Here is a 15,459-nt window from a genome sequence, read left to right as displayed (position 1 = left end):
GGGGCGCCCGCCCCGCCGCCCGGGCTACAGCTCGCCGTAGGAGTGGAGGCCGGCCAGGAACATGTTCACTCCCAGGAAGGCGAAGAGGGTGATGAACAGGCCGATGATGGACCACCACGCCAGCGGCCGGCCCCGCCAGCCCTTGGTAAAGCGCATGTGGAGCCAGGCGGCGTAGTTGAGCCAGACGATGAGCGCCCAGGTCTCCTTGGGGTCCCACGACCAGTAGCCGCCCCACGCTTCCGCCGCCCAGACGGCGCCGAGGATGGTGGCGATGGTGAAGAAGGCGAAGCCCAGGGCGATGGACTTGTACATGACGTCGTCCATCATCTCCAGCGACGGCATCTGGGAGAGGATGGGCCCCTGCCCGCCGCGCTGGCGCAGACTGTCCACGATGAGGTAGGCCACGCCCACCATGGCCGCCAGGGCGAAGGCGCCGTAGCCGATGAAGTTCGCCGGCACGTGGATCTTCATCCAGTAGCTCTGCAGGGCCGGCACCAGCGGCTCGATCTCGTGGGCGCCCTTGTCGAAGTGGTACCAGAGCAGGAAGGCGATGGCCGCCGAGACCACCAGCATCACGAAGCCGCCCAGGGCACGGGTGGCGTAGCGCCGCTCGTAGTGCAGGTAGATGATGGCGGTGATCACCGCAAAGAGGATGAAGACCTCGTAGAGGTTGGAGACCGGGATGTACCCGATGTCCGGCCCCATGAGGTGGGACTCCCGCCAGCGCACCATCAGGCCGGTGAGGCCCATGGCGGTGCCGGACCAGACCATGGCGGAGCCGGTCTTCTCGGTGAAGGGCGACTTGGCAAAGAGCCCGATGAAGTAGGTCGCCGTGGCCAGCACGTAGAGGGCGCTCATCCACATGATGGCCGACTGGCTGCTGATGAGGTAGACGAGGAAGAAGTTCTCCTCCGCCGCCCCCAGGTCGCGACCGTAGAGTCCCACGGCGGACAAGGAGAGGGCGGCTACCGCCACCATCAGGAGGCCGAAGGCGGGCCAGTACCAGCCCAGCGGCACCAGAGCGATGGCGGTCCCGATGAGGATCGCCACCTCGTAGCCGTTCATGTACTCGCCCAGCGCGTAGAAGGCGGTGACGGCGCCGGCGATGACCAGCGCCAGCCAGACCCAGTCGAACAGGCCCTCGGGCCGCCAGGGCGACGGCTCCCGGCCGGGGTGGATGGCAGCTTCTTGGCTCACGGACATGGTTGGCCCCCTCAGGTGCGGTCGTCGGATCCGGGGTTCTCGACCCCCTGGATCCGGTCGGCCAGTTGCCGGAACTCCCCTGTGAAGTCCCGCGCGTTTCGATTGGTGCTGCCGGCCACGGTGACCTGACTACCGCCCTCGGCGGCCTCCACCCGTACCCAGACGCGGCGATGGGCCACGTAGAAGAGCAGGAAGATACCAGCGGTCAGCAGCGCACTGCCCAGATAGACGGTATTCTTGCCGGGGCTTCGCGCGATCTGCAACCCGGACGCCTGTAGGTGATCGAAGTCCTCCAGCTTGAGCAGGAAGGGCGAGCCGAAGAAGGGCAGGGCGGTCATGGCGTCCAGGGCATCCGCGTAGAAGGCGGCATCGGCCTCGGTCATGTCCTGGCGCGTGGGGCGACCCCGCTCCGCCAGGAGGTCGTTGTAGAGCTCGCGGACGACACCGTCGAGGACCCGCTGATAGAGCTGCCCCATGCGCCGCGCCTCCGCCTCGCTGCCGGCCATCTCCTCGACGTCGGCGAGCATCCCATCCAGGCCGCCACGGACGAAGGCGTCGACCATACCCACGGTGCTGCGGACGATGTTCTCGCGCCGGTCGCCCAGGGCATCCCCCATGTTCCGGTCCAGGAAGGTCTCGGCGGCGGCGCGCACGCGCTGGTCGTCCTGGAGGCGGTTGCGCAGCTCCACGAAGCGCTCCAGGCCGCCGGTCTCGGGGTCCACCGGGACGTGGAGCCAGCGCATGGGCTCGCCGGCGCGGGTGCGGACCCCGGTCATGTAGTAGGAGCGGCCGTTGAATTCCGCCGGCGCCATGTAGGTCTCGTACTCCCGCGCATTGCCCGATTCATCGCGGACGCGGTAGGTGACGCTGGGCCCGAAGTTGCGGAACTTGCTGTCGCTGTCCTCGGGGGCCGGCTCCACGTTGTAGAGGGAGAAGTCGTCGACCTCCAGGGTCCACCGCTGCTCCCCGGCGGTGATGGTCGCAGTATTGTTGACCTTCACGTTCACGTCGAAGGGCTCGCCGTCGCCCCCCATGAGCGGATAGCCGTCCAGCTCCAGTTGGGAGCCGCCGTCGGTGAAGCTCGACTGGTAGATGGCGTAGCCCTTGTGGATGAGCGGGTCGTTCACCGAGATGGTCTTGCGGATGGGCTCCTCCAGCTCCGGGTCGTGGAGGACCAGGTCGCTCTCGAAGGCCTTGGGCTGGCCCGACTCGTAGTGCTCCACCCGGAACTGCTCCAGCTCCACGTCAAAGGGCAGCTTCTGGACGAAGTAGCCGTTGCGCATGTTCAGGAAGACCAGGTCCGCCGATGCCCCCTCGGGGATGGTGACGTTGCCGCGGAAGGAGAGGTTGTCCGGCCCCAGGGTGGCGGCATCCGGCACCTGGGAGGCGGGGATATCCCGGGTCTCCAGCTCCACCCGTCCGGTCATGTCGGCCAGCTTCAGGGGCAGGTTGCCGTCAACCAGGGCGCCCACGCAGATGATGACGATGGAGACGTGGGAGAGGATGTAGCCCAGCCGGTTCCAGGAGCCGCGCATGGCGGCCACCACCACGTGGTCGCCGTGGTCCTTGGTCCGGGCCCGGTAGCCGGAGGCCTGGAGGATTCCCCGGGCCCGCTCGGTGACCGCCTCGGGGGACTCGTCCTCGTCAAAGGTCCGGCTGTTGTGCATCAGCCGCAGGGACTTGCCCTGGACGTCCATCCGGAAGTTGCGCATGTCGCGCACCATCTGCGGGGCGTTGCGGATGACGCAGACGCTCACCGAGACCAGCAAAAAGCCCATGATGGCCAGGAACCAGAGGGAGCTGTAGACATCGTAGAGGCCCATCACCCGGAAGACGTCGAACCAGAAGGGGCCGAACTTGATCTGATAGTCCTGCCAGGGCTGACCCTGCTGGAGCACCGTCCCGATCACGGAGGCGATGGCCACCACCATGAGCAGGGTAACGGCGAGGTTCATGGAGCCGAGGAACTCCAGCCAGACGGTGGAGAGCGACTTGCGGGGTCGGTTGGTCGAGGACATCCGGATAGCCGTTTGGGTTCTTGTGTCAGATCTCGTCAGACAGTGCCGACGATACGGAGTTGCATTCGCCGGGGGAAGGGGATCGAAAAAAGGGGCGACCCCAGCGGGGCCGCCCCTTTCCCTACCACCGGTGCGGCAGCGAGGGTCCTATTCGCTCAGGCCCTCGATGTAGGAGGCCACGGCCTCCATCTGCTGGGTGGACATCTTGTCGGCGATGTTCCGCATCATCTGCCCGGCATCATTGCGCCGCTCACCCGCCTTGAAGTCCTGAAGCTGGGTGACGGTGTAGGCGGCGTGCTGGCCGCCCAGGCGCGGGAAGTTGGCCGCCGGGTTGCCCTTGCCGGACGGGCCGTGGCAGGCCATGCAGGCGGGCACGCCGTCGGCCTCGGCGCCGGCGCGGTAGATCTGCCGGCCGAGGTCCACCAGCTCCTCGTCCGCCTCGCCGATGGTCATCTCGTTGCCGGAGAAGTAGGCGGCCAGGTCCTTCATGTCCTGGTCGTTCAGGCCGGCGACCATGCCGGCCATCTGGGCGTTGTACCGCACCTCGCCCGCCTTGAACTCCTTCAGCTGCTTGTAGAGGTAATCGGCATGCTGGCCGGCGATCTTGGGATACTGATCGCTGGCACTGTTGCCATCCGCCTGGTGGCAGGCGACACAGGTGGAGGACTTCTCCTTGCCGGCCTCGGGGTCGCCGTCAATGGCCTGGGCGCTGGTCGCGGCCCCCATGAGGAAGAGTGCTGCAATCGCTGTGTTTTTCATGATCTGTCCCCAACGTTGAAACCTGTTCCCGGCACCCCGGAAGCGCTTCCCGCCAACGGACCAGCCCGGCTATGATGGGCGGCCGCGACTCCTCCGGGCGGGTCAAAACCGCCGAAACCTTATCCCACCCCCGGGAACGGGTCAACCGAGCCCCCCGAGTGGAAATTGATCCAGCGCAAGGGAAGAATCGCCCCATGAGTCAGCCACCGCAGCCGCTCCACTTCGTGGTCAGCGCCCACCGCCTGAACCAGCTTCCCCCCGACGAGGGCCACGAGGTGGTGGTGGCCGGGCGCTCCAATGCCGGCAAGTCCAGCGCCCTCAATCGCCTCACCGGTCGCCGGGATATCGCCCGGGTCTCCAAGGCGCCGGGGCGGACCCAGCAGATCAACATCTTCGCCTGGGACCCCGAACGGCGCCTGGCCGACCTCCCCGGCTACGGCTACGCCAAGGTGCCGGAGAAGCTCCGGGCCCACTGGAACCAGACCCTGGGCCGCTATCTCGCGGAGCGAGCCTCCCTCGTCGGCCTGGTCCTGGTCATGGATATCCGCCGCGACCTGGCCGATGAGGAGCGCCAGCTCCTGGACTGGGCCGCCGGCGCCGAACTCCCCGTACTGGTGCTACTGAACAAGGCGGACAAGCTCGGCCGCGGCAAGCAGGGCCAGGCCCGCGCCGCCATGGAGCGGGTCCTGGCGGACTGGCCGGAGACCATGGCGCTGCCCTTCTCCGCCACCCACGGCCTGGGCGCGGAGGAGGCCCGGGCGACGGTGGGGGAGTGGCTGGACCTGGACATGGATCGCGCCCCCGGCGGCTGAGGGCCGGACAAAAAGAACCCCGCCTTCCGGGGAGGAGGAAGGCGGGGTAAGGACCGCCCGCAGGGGCGGTGGGGAGGACTTCCCGTCATCGGTGCTTGCCACCTTGCAGGGTGGGACCACCGCCGGTGACGGGAGTTCCGCGGACCCGCGAATCAGTGCGCCTCGCCCCAGTTGGCGCCGATGCCCACCTCCACCTCCAGCGGAACGGCCAGGTCGGCGGCGGCGGTCATGCGCTCGCGCAGACCGTCGGTGAGCGCCGACTCGGCGCCCTCGGCCACCTCCAGGATGAGTTCGTCGTGGACCTGGAGGACCATCCGGGCCACGGGAGCATCGGGCCCCTGCAGCCACGCCTCCACCTCGATCATGGCGCGCTTGATGATGTCAGCGGCGGTGCCCTGCATGGGGGCGTTGATGGCGGTGCGCTCGGCGTACTGGCGGCGCTGGGCGTTGCCGGCGTGGATCTCCGGCAGGTGCAGGCGGCGGCCGAAGACGGTCTCCACCCAGCCCTGGCTGCGCGCCCGCTCGCGGGTCTCGTCCATGTAGGTCCGGACGCCGGGGTAGCGCTCGAAGTAGCGATCCACGTAGGACTGCGCCTCGTCGCGCTCGATCCCCAGCTGGCGCGCCAGCCCCCAGGCAGACATGCCGTAGATGAGGCCGAAGTTGATGGCCTTGGCGGCGCGGCGCTGGTCCTCGCCCACCTGGTCGGGGGGGGTGTCGAAGACCTCGGCGGCGGTGGCGCGGTGGATGTCCTCGCCGGCGGCGAAGGCGCGCTTGAGCCCCTCGTCCCCGGAGAGGTGGGCCATGATCCGCAGCTCGATCTGGGAGTAATCGGCGGCCACCAGGCGGCAGCCCTCCGCGGCGATGAAGGCCTGGCGGATGCGCTTGCCGGTCTCGGAGCGCACCGGGATGTTCTGCAGGTTGGGGTCGGCGGAGGAGAGGCGGCCGGTGGCGGTCACGGCCTGGTGCAGGGAGGTGTGGATCCGCCCGGTCTCCGGATTGATGAGCTCCGGCAGCTTGTCGGTGTAGGTGGACTTGAGCTTGGCGTAGCCGCGGTGCTCCAGGATGAGCCGCGGCAGCTCCCAGCCGTCGTCGGCCAGCTCCTGGAGCACGGCCTCGGCGGTGGAGGGCTGCCCCTTGGGGGTGCGCTGCTTCACCGGCAGGCCCTGCTCCTCGAACAGGATGGTCTGGATCTGCTTGGGCGAGGCGAGGTTGAAGGACTGGCCGGCGGCGTCGTGGGCGGCACGCTCCAGCTCGCCCATGCGCTCGGCCAGCTCGGCGGAGATGGTCCCCAGCAGGTCGCGGTCGATGCGCACCCCCCGGCGCTCCATGCGGGCGAGCACCGGAACCAGCGGCATCTCGATGTCGCGGTAGAGGGCCGCCAGCCCCTTATCCCCCTGGAGCTCCGGCCACAGGCGGGCGTGGAGGTCGCGGGTAACCTCCACATCCTCGGCGGCGTAGGGGGCGGCGGTCTCCAGCGGCACCTGGTCGAAGGTGACCTGCTTCGCCCCCTTGCCGGCGACCGCCTCGAAGGAGGTGGTCCGCCGCCCCAGGTGCTTCAGCGCCAGGGTGTCCAGGTCGTGGCGACTGCCGGTGCTGTCCAGGACGTAGGACTCCAGCATGGTGTCGTGATCGACGCCGGCGAGCTCCACCCCGGCGCGGGCGAGGATGGAGAGGTCGTACTTGAGGTTGTGGCCCAGCTTGGGTCGGTCCGGGTCGGTGAGCACCGGGCGCAGGGCGTCCAGGACGGTCGCCCGATCCAGCTGGCCCTCGGGGCCCGGGTCGGCGTGGGCCACCGGGATGTAGGCGGCGCCGTCGCCGTCGGCCACCGCGATCCCCACCAGCGCCGCGCGCATGACCTCCAGGCTGGTGGTCTCGGTATCCAGGGTCACCACCCGGGCGGTCCGCAGCCGTTCCACCCAGGCATCCAGCGCCTCGCGGTCGCGCACCACCTCGGTCGCCGCCCGCTCCCCGGACTCCGGCTCCCCGGCCGGATCACCGTCGCCGTCGGCTTCCGGACCGCGCCCGCTCAGCAGGTCGGAGAGCCAGCCCTGGAACTCCAGGCGGCGATACCAGCTCTCCAGGGCATCGGGATCGGGGCTGGCGCGCTCCAGGTCGGCGGGAGCGCGGTCGAGCGCCACGTCATCCCGGACGGTGACCAGCTCGCGATTGCGCGGCAGCCGCTCCAGGGCGTCGCGCAGGTTCTCGCCGATCTTGCCCTTCATCTCCGGGGCGGCGGCGATGACGCCGTCCAGGTCACCGTACTCGTTGAGCCACTTCACCGCCGTCTTGGGGCCGACCTTCTCCACGCCGGGGATGTTGTCGGAGGTATCCCCCACCAGGGCGAGATAGTCGACGATGCGCTCCGGCGGCACGCCGAACTTCTCCAGCACCGCCTCGCGGTCGAGGACGGTGTCGTTCATGGTATTGACCAGGGTGATGTGGTCATTCACCAGCTGGGCCAGGTCCTTGTCCCCGGTGGAGATCAGCACCTCGGTGCCGTTGGCCGCGGCCCGCCGCGCCAGGGTGGCGATGACGTCGTCGGCCTCCACGCCGTCTTCCACCAGCCGGGGCAGACCCAGGGCGTCCACCAGCTGGTGGATGGCCTCCACCTGGCGGGAGAGTTCATCGGGCATGGGCGGCCGGTTGGCCTTGTAGTCGGCGTAGAGGTCGTCCCGGAAGGTCTTCCCGGGGGCATCGAAGACCACGGCCATCCGCTCGGGCTCGTACTCACGCAGCAGCCGCCGGAGCATGTTGATGACCCCGTAGGTGGCCCCGGTGGGCTCGCCGGCGGAGCTGGTCAGCGCCGGCATGGCGTGGAAGGCGCGATAGAGATAGGACGACCCGTCCACGAGGACGAGGGGCTTAGCGGCCATGGCGACTCCGGATGGTGGACTCGAGGGATTCCCCGGCGAGGATACCGCCGACGGGCCGGGGGTTGCCATCTCGGCCCGGGATCCCCGCTCGGCTGCGGTGGCGGGCAGGGGTGGGCCAAGGTGTCGCGCGGCAGGGACGCCGCGCGCAAGCCTACACGGATGTATTCACGGCATCCCTGGCCCACCCCTGCCCGCCACCGCAGCCGAGCCCCGACAGAAGCGCTCCCCCCGATACCGCCGCCCGGCCCACCTGTGCCAGAATGGCGGGCCCGAACCGAGGGACCCGAACGATGGCGGCGGACAAGCTCCACAAGATGGCCCACCCCGGCATGGCGCCGGTGGACGATACCCTGCTCAACCGCGAGTCCTGGAAGATCTTCCAGATCATGGCGGAGTTCGTGGAGGGCTTCGAGCGGCTGGCCCAGATCAAGCCCTCGGTGAGCATCTTCGGCTCCGCCCGGGCGAGCACCGATCACCCCTACTACCAGTCGGCGGAGGCCATCGCCCACGCCCTCTCCCAGGCCGGCTTCTCCGTGGTCAGCGGCGGCGGACCCGGGATCATGGAGGCGGCCAACAAGGGCGCCTACGAGGGCAAGTCCCCCTCCATCGGGCTCAACATCCAGCTGCCTCACGAGCCCTCGGGCAACGGCTATCAGGATATCAACCTCTCCTTCCGCCACTTCTTCTCGCGCAAGGTGATGTTCGTGAAGTACGCCGCCGCCTACGTGGTGCTGCCCGGCGGCTTCGGCACCCTGGACGAGCTGGCGGAGATCCTGACCCTGGTGCAGACCGGCAAGACCCGGCGCATCCCCATCATCCTGGTCCATCGGCCCTTCTGGGAGGGGCTGCTGGAGTGGTTCCGCGCCACCCTGGTGGGGGAGGGGATGATCAACCCCGAGGACATGGAGCTGGTGCACGTTCTGGACAAGCCCGAGGAGGTGGTGGATGCTATCTTCACCCATTACGAGCACCGCGGCTTCGAGCCCTCGGCCGAAGAACGCGAACGGCTCCTGGACCTCTAGGGATCCCATGCTGCGCATCCTCGCCATACTCCTGCTGGGCGGCCTCGCCCTGCCGGCCTCGGGACAGGAGGAGGACCCCCTGCCCATGCCCCGGGTCGAACCCGGGCCGCTACCGGAGCCGGAGGTCACCATCTCCCCGGACGGGCAGGGCGCGCGGGTGGAGGAGTACCGTATGGGCGGGGAGGTCCGGATGATCCGGATCGTGCCGCGCAACGGCCCCCCGTACTACCTCCTGGACAACGACGGCGACGGCGCCGTGGATACCCGGCGCAACGAGCTGGACGGCATCAACATCAACCAGTGGATCCTCTTTCGCTGGTAGAGGGGCAGGGCATGTCGGTCTACACCCGCGTGGAAACGGAAGAGCTGGCGGCATTCCTGGGGCGCTACGACCTCGGGGAGCTGGAGGATTTTCGCGGCATCTCCGCCGGCATCGAGAACACCAACTACTACGTGACCACCAGCCATCAGGAGCTGGTGCTGACGCTGTTCGAGCAGTTCGAGGAGGAGGAGCTGCCCTGGTTCCTGGAGCTGCTGGACTTCCTCGCCGGGCGCGGCGTGCCGGCGCCGGCGCCCCTGGCCGACCGCGAGGGGGCGCTGCTGCAGCGCTTCAAGGACCGGCCGGCGGCCCTGGTCCGGCGCCTCCACGGGGCCAGCGTCGACCACCCCGGCGTAGAGCACTGCCGCGCCATCGGCGCCGCCCTGGGCCACCTCCACACCGCCGGGCGGGACTTCCCCCGGGAGCGGCCCAATCCCCGCGGCCCCCACTGGTGGCGGGAGACCTCGCGGCGCCTGGAGGGGAAGCTCTCCGACGAGGATCGCCAGCTGCTGGACGCGGAGCTCCACTTCCAGTCGCTGTTCCGCTTCCAGGATATGCCCTCGGGCATCGTCCACGCCGATCTCTTCCGGGACAACGCCCTGTTCGAGGGGACCGAACTCACCGGGATCATCGACTTCTACTACGCCTGCAGCGACGTCCTCCTCTACGACGTCGCCATCACCGTGAATGACTGGTGCTCCGACGGCGAGGGCGCCCTGGACCCGGAGCGGGTGGAGGCCCTGCTGACGGCCTACGGCGAGCAGCGTCCCTTCAGCCCCATCGAGCGGGGCGCCTGGCCGGTAATGCTGCGGGCGGCGGCGCTACGCTTCTGGCTCTCCCGCCTCAATGACCTCCACTTCCCGCGGGCGGGGGAGCTCACCCACACCAAGGACCCGGACACCTTCAAGCGCATCCTTCAGCGCCGGATCCGCGAGGAACGCGCCCTGCGGCGCCTCTGGCCGGGGGCCAAGCGGGCCTGAAGGGGGCACGATGACCGGCGAGAGGCGACACTTCCCGCGGGCGGAGCGGCTGGTCGCCGCCCTGGAGGCGGTGAACGAGGCCGTGGGCCGGGCCGTGGCCTGGCTGCTGGTGGCCCTGGTGGGCGTGGTCGTCCTGGTGGTGGCGCTGCGCTACGGCTTCGATATCGGCTCCATCGCCCTGCAGGAGGCCGCCCTCTACCTCCACGCCTTCGCCTTCATGCTCGGGGTCGCCTACACCCTGCGCCACGACGGCCACGTCCGCGTGGACATCTTCTACCGCCGCCTCTCCCCGCGCGGCCGGGCCGCCGTCGAAATGGGCGGGACGCTGCTCCTGCTGCTGCCGCTCATGGGCTTCATCCTGATCGCCTCCTGGGGCTACGCCGCCGGTAGCTGGGCGCGGCTGGAGGGCTCCCCGGAACCCGGCGGGCTGCCCCTGGTCTTCCTCCTGAAATCGGCCATCCCCGCCATGGCGCTGCTGATGCTGCTGCAGGGGGCCGCCCTGGCCCTGCGCAGCGCCATCCTGCTGGCCGGCGGCCGGATGGCGGATGCCGAACCGGCACCGCGGGAGCTGTAGGCCGTGGGTGCGCTGGTCCTCTTCGCGGCGGTGGCCGCCATCCTGCTCACCGGCTACCCGGTGGCCTTCGCCCTGGGCGGCGGGGCGCTGCTGGTGGCCGGCATCGCCACGCTCACCGGCCACTTCGACCCCGTCCTGCTGGATACCCTGCCCAGCCGGATCTACGGGGTGATGACCAACCAGACCCTCATGGCGGTGCCGCTGTTCGTCTTCATGGGGGTGGTGCTGGAGCGCTCGCGCCTGGCCGAGGACCTGCTGGACACCATGGCGGGATTGTTCGGCAACCTGCGCGGCGGCATGGCCATCGCGGTAGTCCTGGTGGGGGCGCTCATGGGGGCGAGCACCGGCATCATCGGCGCCACGGTGGTGACCATGGGGCTGCTGGCCCTGCCCACCATGCTCGACCGCGGCCACGACCCGCGCACCGCCACCGGCACCATCTGCGCCTCGGGCACCCTGGGCCAGATCCTGCCGCCCTCCATCATCCTGGTCCTGCTGGGGGACGTGCTGGGCTCGGCCTACCAGAAGGCTCAGCTCGCCCAGGGCAACTACAGCCCCGACACGGTCTCGGTGGGTGATCTGTTCGCCGGCGCGCTGCTGCCGGGGCTGCTGCTGGTGGGGCTCTATATCGGCTATGTGCTGTGGCTGGCGTGGCGCCGGCCGGAGCGGGTGCCCGCCGCCGGTTCCGAGGCGCGACCGGGGATCGGCCGGGTGCTACGGGTCCTGGTGCCGCCGCTGGCGCTCATCGTGGCCGTCCTGGGCTCCATCCTCGGCGGCATCGCCACCCCCACCGAGGCGGCCGGGGTAGGCGCCATCGGGGCGCTGATCCTGGCGGCGGCGCGGCGGCGGCTGGGGGTCGAGCTCCTTCGGGGATCGGCACGCTCCACCCTGCAGGTGACCGCCATGGTCTTCCTCATCTTCATCGCCGCCTCGGTCTTCTCCCTGGTCTTCCGGGGGCTGGGCGGTGACGAGGCGGTGGAGTCCTTCCTCACCAACCTCCCCGGCGGCACGGCCACGGCAGTGCTGCTGGTGATGGTGGTGATGTTCCTGCTGGGCTTCATCCTGGATTTCATCGAGATCACCTACGTGGTGGTCCCGGTGGTGGCGCCGGCCCTGCTCATGATGGGCGTGGACCCGGTCTGGCTGGGGGTCCTCATCGCCATGAACCTGCAGACCTCGTTCCTCACGCCGCCCTTCGGCTTCGCCCTGTTCTACCTGCGCGGGGTGGCGCCGGAGTCGGTGCCCACCGGCGCCCTCTACCGCGGGGCGCTGCCCTTCATCGCCCTGCAGCTCGTTGCCCTGGCTATCCTCGCCGGCTGGCCGGAGCTGGCTACCTGGCTCCCGGAGCAGATCTACGGCTGAGGCGCCGCCCCGGGAATCCAGAGGGGACGGACGGCCCGGCACCCTGCTGCCAGGTACGCCGTGAAGACATCCCTGTCGGCTCGACGGCAGCATCCCTGCTGCCGACGACCTGGCAGCAGGGTGCCGGGCCGTCCGCCGGGCCTGTTCAGGAAGGGTCTTTGAGGCCCCGGGCGCCTCAGCCGGAACGGGCGTTGAGGTAGGCGCGCTCGGAGACGTCGTGCCAGGCCACCACCCGGTCCCGGAACTGGCGGTAGGAGTCGTGGATCCGGCCGGCGAGGTCGCTGGCGGCGGCGATATCCCCCACCACCTCCTCGCTGGTCTGCCGCAGCGCCGTCAGGGCGTCGTCGGGCAGGCGCCGGATATCCACCCCCTCGTCGCGCAGGGTCTCCAGGGCCTGATGGTTGCGCGCGGTGAACTCGGAGAGCAGATCCAGGTTGGCCGCCTGGCAGGCGGCGCGGACGATGGCCTTGAGGTCGTCGGAGAGCGCCGCGAAGGCCTCCTGGTTCACGAAGGCCTCCAGGGTGGTCCCCGGCTCGTGCCAGCCGGGGTAGTAGTAGTAGTCGGCGGCCTTGTGCAGGCCGAAGGCGAGGTCGTTCCAGGGGCCGACCCATTCGGTGGCGTCGATGGTCCCGCTCTGCAGGGCGGTGAAGATCTCGCCGCCGGGGAGGTTCACCGGGCTGCCGCCCACCCGCTCCAGGACCTCGCCGCCGAGGCCGGGGATCCGCATCTTCAGTCCCTTCAGGTCGGAGAGGTCGTTGATGGGGTGGTTGAACCAGCCGGCCATCTGGACGCCGGTGTTCGCCGCCGCCATGGGGACGAGGCCAAAGGGAGCGTAGGTCTCCTCCCAGAGCTCCATGCCGCCGCCGTGGTAGAGCCAGGCGTTCATCTCCTGGGCGGTGAAGCCGAAGGGGACGGCGGAGAAGAACTGGGCCGCCTCGCTCTTGCCCTTCCAGTAGTAGGCGGCGCCGTGGCCCATCTGGGCGGTATTATTCGAGACCGCCTCGAAGATCTCGAAGGCGGGGACCAGCTCCCCGGCGGCGTAGACGGTCACCTGGATGCGGCCACCGCTCATCTCCTGGATCCGGCGCGCCAGGTGTTCGGCCCCGGTCCCCATGCCGGGGAAGTTCTCCGGCCAGGTAGTGACCATGCGCCACTCGTGGGTCTGCCGGGTCTGCGCCGCGGGGGCGGCGCTGCCCTGCTCCTCCCGGCCGCAGGCGGCGAGACCGCCGCCGGCCAGGGCCGAGATCCCGAGATTGCGGACGAATGCGCGTCGATCCATGGTGCCTCTCCGTTGGTGGTCACTCACCCCGCCGGGGTGAGGTTGGCATGGCTGGCCACCAGCCACTTCAGGCCGGCGTCGTCGAAGTTCACGTGCAGGCGCGCCCGGGGGCCATCGCCCTCGCAGTCGATGATCACCCCCTCGCCGAAGGTGGGATGGTGGACGCGCTGGCCCAGGGTCACGCCCTCGCCCACCTCGGTGTCCGGCGCGGGTGCGGCCGCCGGGGCGCTGGGGGCGCGCCCCGGGCGCACCGACTCCACGTGCTCCTCCGGCAGCTCGGTGAGAAAGCGCGACGGCCGGGTATGGCCCTCGCGGCCGTGGAGGCGGCGGCTCTCGGCCCGAGTGAGGTAGAGTTCGGACATGGCGCGGGTCATGCCGACGTAGCAGAGGCGCCGCTCTTCCTCCAGACGGTTACCGTCCTCCAGCGCCATGCGGTGGGGGAAGAGCCCCTCCTCCATGCCGGCGATGAAGACCAGCGGGAACTCCAGCCCCTTGGCGCCGTGGAGGGTCATGAGGTGGACGCAGTCCTCCCCGGCGGCGGCCTGGGCCTCGCCGGCCTCCAGGGAGGCATGGGTGAGGAAGGCGCCCAGCAGGTCTTCGGTGTCCACGTCCCCGGGGTCCAGTTCGAAGGCGCGGGCGGCGCTGACCAGCTCGTCCAGGTTGTCCACCCGGGCCTGGCCGCGCTCGCCCTTCTCCTTCTGCAGGTAGTGATCGGCCAGGCCGCTGTGCTGGCGGGCGGTCTCCACCTGCTCGGCGAGGGAGAGGCCGTCGATGGCCTGCTCCAGCTCCTCGATGGTGGTGAGGAAGCGCTGGATGGCCTTGGTGGCCCGGGCGCCCAACTGCCCGTTGCCGGCGGCCTCCCAGGCCGTGGCCCAGAGGGTGAGGCCGCGTTCCCGGGCGATCTGGCGCAGGTTGTCCACGGTGCGCTCGCCGATCCCGCGGCTGGGGGTGTTCACCACCCGCTCGAAGGAGGGGTCGTCGTCGCGACTGGCCACCAGGCGCAGATAGGCGAGCAGGTCCTTGATCTCGGCCCGTTCGAAGAAGCGCGGCCCGCCGTGGATGCGGTAGGGGATCCCGCTGTGGACCAGGACCTCCTCCAGCACCCGGGAGAGGGCGTTGGAGCGATAGAGGATGGCGCACTCGTCCCGGCGGCCGCCGCCCTCTACCCACTGCTGGATCCGGCGGCCGATGAAGCGCGCCTCCTCGTTCTCGTTGAAGGCGTCGTAGATCCGCACCGGCTCGCCGTGGCCGGTCTCCGTCCACAGCTCCTTGCCCAGCCGCTCGGGATTGCGGGCGATGAGCTGGTTGGAGGCGCCCAGGATATGGCCGGTGGAGCGGTAGTTCTGCTCCAGGCGGACGGTGACCACGTCCGGGAACTCCTGGCTGTAGCGGCGGATGTTCTCCACCCGGGCGCCGCGCCAGCCGTAGATGGACTGGTCGTCGTCGCCCACCGCGAAGACGGTGCCGGAGTCGCCGGCGAGCAGCCGCAGCCAGGCGTACTGGATGGCGTTGGTGTCCTGGAACTCGTCCACCAGGATGTGGCGAAAGCGGCGCCGGTAGTGGTCGAGGATCCCCGGGTTGTCGCGCCAGAGCTCCCAGGCACGCAGCAGCAGCTCGGCGAAGTCCACCACGCCGGCGCGCCGGCAGGCCTCCTCGTAGGCGCGGTAGAGCTCCAGGAGGGTGCGGTGGTAGGGGTCGCCGCGGTGGTCGATATCCGCCGGGCGCTGGCCATCGTCCTTACGGGCGTTGATGAAGCCCTGGACCTGGCGGACGGGCCAGCTGGACTCGTCCAGCCCCTGCTCCTGGAGGACGCGCTTGACCAGCCGCTGCTGGTCGGCGGAATCCAGGATCTGGAAGTTCTTCGGCAGGTCCGCCTCGGCGTGGTGCTGGCGTAGCAGGCGGTGAGCGAGGCCGTGGAAGGTCCCCACCCACATCCCGGTGGCCGGCAGGCCCACCAGCGCCTCGATGCGCTCGCGCATCTCGCCGGCGGCCTTGTTGGTGAAGGTGACGGCCAGGATCCCGAAGGGGCTCACCCCTTCCGCCTGGATGAGCCAGGCGATGCGGTGGACCAGCACCCGGGTCTTGCCGCTGCCGGCGCCGGCCACCACCAGGGTATGTCCCGGGGGGCCGCCCACGGCCTCGCGCTGGGCGTCGTTGAGGGGGTCGAGTAGGGCGGTTACATCCATGCCGGCATGATACCGGAGAACGGCCTTGCCGCCACGCCGGTGGCGGACGAGAATGGTCGGCCAACCCTGCCG

12 protein-coding genes are annotated in these 15,459 nt (G+C 69.9%); 6 read left to right on the top strand and 6 right to left on the bottom strand.

Annotated elements, in window-relative coordinates; genetic code table 11:
* Positions 1-24: 24 nt before the first annotated feature.
* The 3 genes from ccsB to BM272_RS07210 form a co-directional block, all read right to left on the bottom strand.
* Entirely contained in the window at positions 25-1,203 is a 1,179-nt protein-coding gene (gene ccsB, locus BM272_RS07220) for a c-type cytochrome biogenesis protein CcsB (protein WP_093428103.1), read from the bottom strand.
* A gap of 11 nt (positions 1,204-1,214) precedes the next feature.
* The gene (locus BM272_RS07215) at positions 1,215-3,221 is read right to left on the bottom strand and encodes a cytochrome c biogenesis protein ResB (RefSeq protein ID WP_093428102.1); all 2,007 of its coding nucleotides are present in this window, start codon (positions 3,219-3,221) and stop codon (positions 1,215-1,217) included.
* 147 nt (positions 3,222-3,368) lie between these two features.
* The gene (locus tag BM272_RS07210) at positions 3,369-3,980 is read right to left on the bottom strand and encodes a c-type cytochrome (protein WP_093428101.1); all 612 of its coding nucleotides are present in this window, start codon (positions 3,978-3,980) and stop codon (positions 3,369-3,371) included.
* Between the two features lie 194 nt (positions 3,981-4,174).
* On the opposite strand from BM272_RS07210, the gene yihA reads away from it, so the two are divergent.
* The gene (gene yihA, locus BM272_RS07205; RefSeq protein ID WP_093428100.1) at positions 4,175-4,792 is read left to right on the top strand and encodes a ribosome biogenesis GTP-binding protein YihA/YsxC; all 618 of its coding nucleotides are present in this window, start codon (positions 4,175-4,177) and stop codon (positions 4,790-4,792) included.
* A gap of 152 nt (positions 4,793-4,944) precedes the next feature.
* On the opposite strand, the gene polA is transcribed toward yihA, so the two are convergent.
* On the bottom strand, positions 4,945-7,665 hold the full coding sequence (polA, locus tag BM272_RS07200) for a DNA polymerase I (protein WP_093428099.1): 2,721 nt from the start codon (positions 7,663-7,665) through the stop codon (positions 4,945-4,947).
* Between the two features lie 290 nt (positions 7,666-7,955).
* On the opposite strand from polA, the gene BM272_RS07195 reads away from it, so the two are divergent.
* The 5 genes from BM272_RS07195 to BM272_RS07175 are packed head-to-tail and all read left to right on the top strand — an operon-like array spanning position 7,956 to position 11,922.
* Complete coding sequence (locus BM272_RS07195) at positions 7,956-8,687, top strand: LOG family protein (protein ID WP_093428098.1); 732 nt, start codon at positions 7,956-7,958, stop codon at positions 8,685-8,687.
* 7 nt (positions 8,688-8,694) lie between these two features.
* Positions 8,695-9,009, top strand: a complete 315-nt coding sequence (locus BM272_RS07190) for a DUF2782 domain-containing protein (RefSeq protein WP_093428097.1) — start codon at positions 8,695-8,697, stop codon at positions 9,007-9,009.
* Between the two features lie 11 nt (positions 9,010-9,020).
* Positions 9,021-9,986, top strand: a complete 966-nt coding sequence (locus BM272_RS07185) for a homoserine kinase (protein WP_093428096.1) — start codon at positions 9,021-9,023, stop codon at positions 9,984-9,986.
* 10 nt (positions 9,987-9,996) lie between these two features.
* Positions 9,997-10,560: a TRAP transporter small permease subunit gene (locus tag BM272_RS07180; RefSeq protein ID WP_093428095.1), complete on the top strand. Its 564-nt coding sequence runs from the start codon at positions 9,997-9,999 to the stop codon at positions 10,558-10,560.
* Positions 10,561-10,563: 3 nt separating this feature from the next.
* Positions 10,564-11,922 carry a TRAP transporter large permease gene (locus BM272_RS07175; RefSeq protein ID WP_093428094.1) on the top strand — a complete coding sequence of 453 codons (1,359 nt, stop codon included), beginning with the start codon at positions 10,564-10,566 and terminating at the stop codon, positions 11,920-11,922.
* A 175-nt stretch (positions 11,923-12,097) separates the two neighbouring features.
* On the opposite strand, the gene BM272_RS07170 is transcribed toward BM272_RS07175, so the two are convergent.
* Together BM272_RS07170 and uvrD are read right to left on the bottom strand one after the other, a co-directional pair.
* The gene (locus BM272_RS07170) at positions 12,098-13,201 is read right to left on the bottom strand and encodes a TRAP transporter substrate-binding protein (RefSeq protein ID WP_093428093.1); all 1,104 of its coding nucleotides are present in this window, start codon (positions 13,199-13,201) and stop codon (positions 12,098-12,100) included.
* A gap of 23 nt (positions 13,202-13,224) precedes the next feature.
* The gene (gene uvrD, locus BM272_RS07165; protein WP_093428092.1) at positions 13,225-15,387 is read right to left on the bottom strand and encodes a DNA helicase II; all 2,163 of its coding nucleotides are present in this window, start codon (positions 15,385-15,387) and stop codon (positions 13,225-13,227) included.
* Positions 15,388-15,459: the final 72 nt, after the last annotated feature.

This window comes from Thiohalospira halophila DSM 15071 (assembly GCF_900112605.1).
In the GTDB taxonomy this organism is placed as follows: Bacteria; Pseudomonadota; Gammaproteobacteria; order Thiohalospirales; family Thiohalospiraceae; genus Thiohalospira; species Thiohalospira halophila.
This window is presented reverse-complemented; position numbering and strand designations above follow the sequence as displayed.

Bases quoted from the DNA above. Each gene is read 5' to 3' on its own strand.
- BM272_RS07180 (WP_093428095.1), top strand. From the start codon at position 9,997: ATGACCGGCGAGAGGCGACACTTCCCGCGGGCGGAGCGGCTGGTCGCC.
- uvrD (WP_093428092.1), bottom strand. From the start codon at position 15,387: ATGGATGTAACCGCCCTACTCGACCCCCTCAACGACGCCCAGCGCGAG.
- BM272_RS07185 (WP_093428096.1), top strand. From the start codon at position 9,021: ATGTCGGTCTACACCCGCGTGGAAACGGAAGAGCTGGCGGCATTCCTG.
- ccsB (WP_093428103.1), bottom strand. From the start codon at position 1,203: ATGTCCGTGAGCCAAGAAGCTGCCATCCACCCCGGCCGGGAGCCGTCG.
- yihA (WP_093428100.1), top strand. From the start codon at position 4,175: ATGAGTCAGCCACCGCAGCCGCTCCACTTCGTGGTCAGCGCCCACCGC.
- BM272_RS07210 (WP_093428101.1), bottom strand. From the start codon at position 3,980: ATGAAAAACACAGCGATTGCAGCACTCTTCCTCATGGGGGCCGCGACC.
- BM272_RS07215 (WP_093428102.1), bottom strand. From the start codon at position 3,221: ATGTCCTCGACCAACCGACCCCGCAAGTCGCTCTCCACCGTCTGGCTG.
- BM272_RS07195 (WP_093428098.1), top strand. From the start codon at position 7,956: ATGGCGGCGGACAAGCTCCACAAGATGGCCCACCCCGGCATGGCGCCG.
- polA (WP_093428099.1), bottom strand. From the start codon at position 7,665: ATGGCCGCTAAGCCCCTCGTCCTCGTGGACGGGTCGTCCTATCTCTAT.
- BM272_RS07170 (WP_093428093.1), bottom strand. From the start codon at position 13,201: ATGGATCGACGCGCATTCGTCCGCAATCTCGGGATCTCGGCCCTGGCC.
- BM272_RS07190 (WP_093428097.1), top strand. From the start codon at position 8,695: ATGCTGCGCATCCTCGCCATACTCCTGCTGGGCGGCCTCGCCCTGCCG.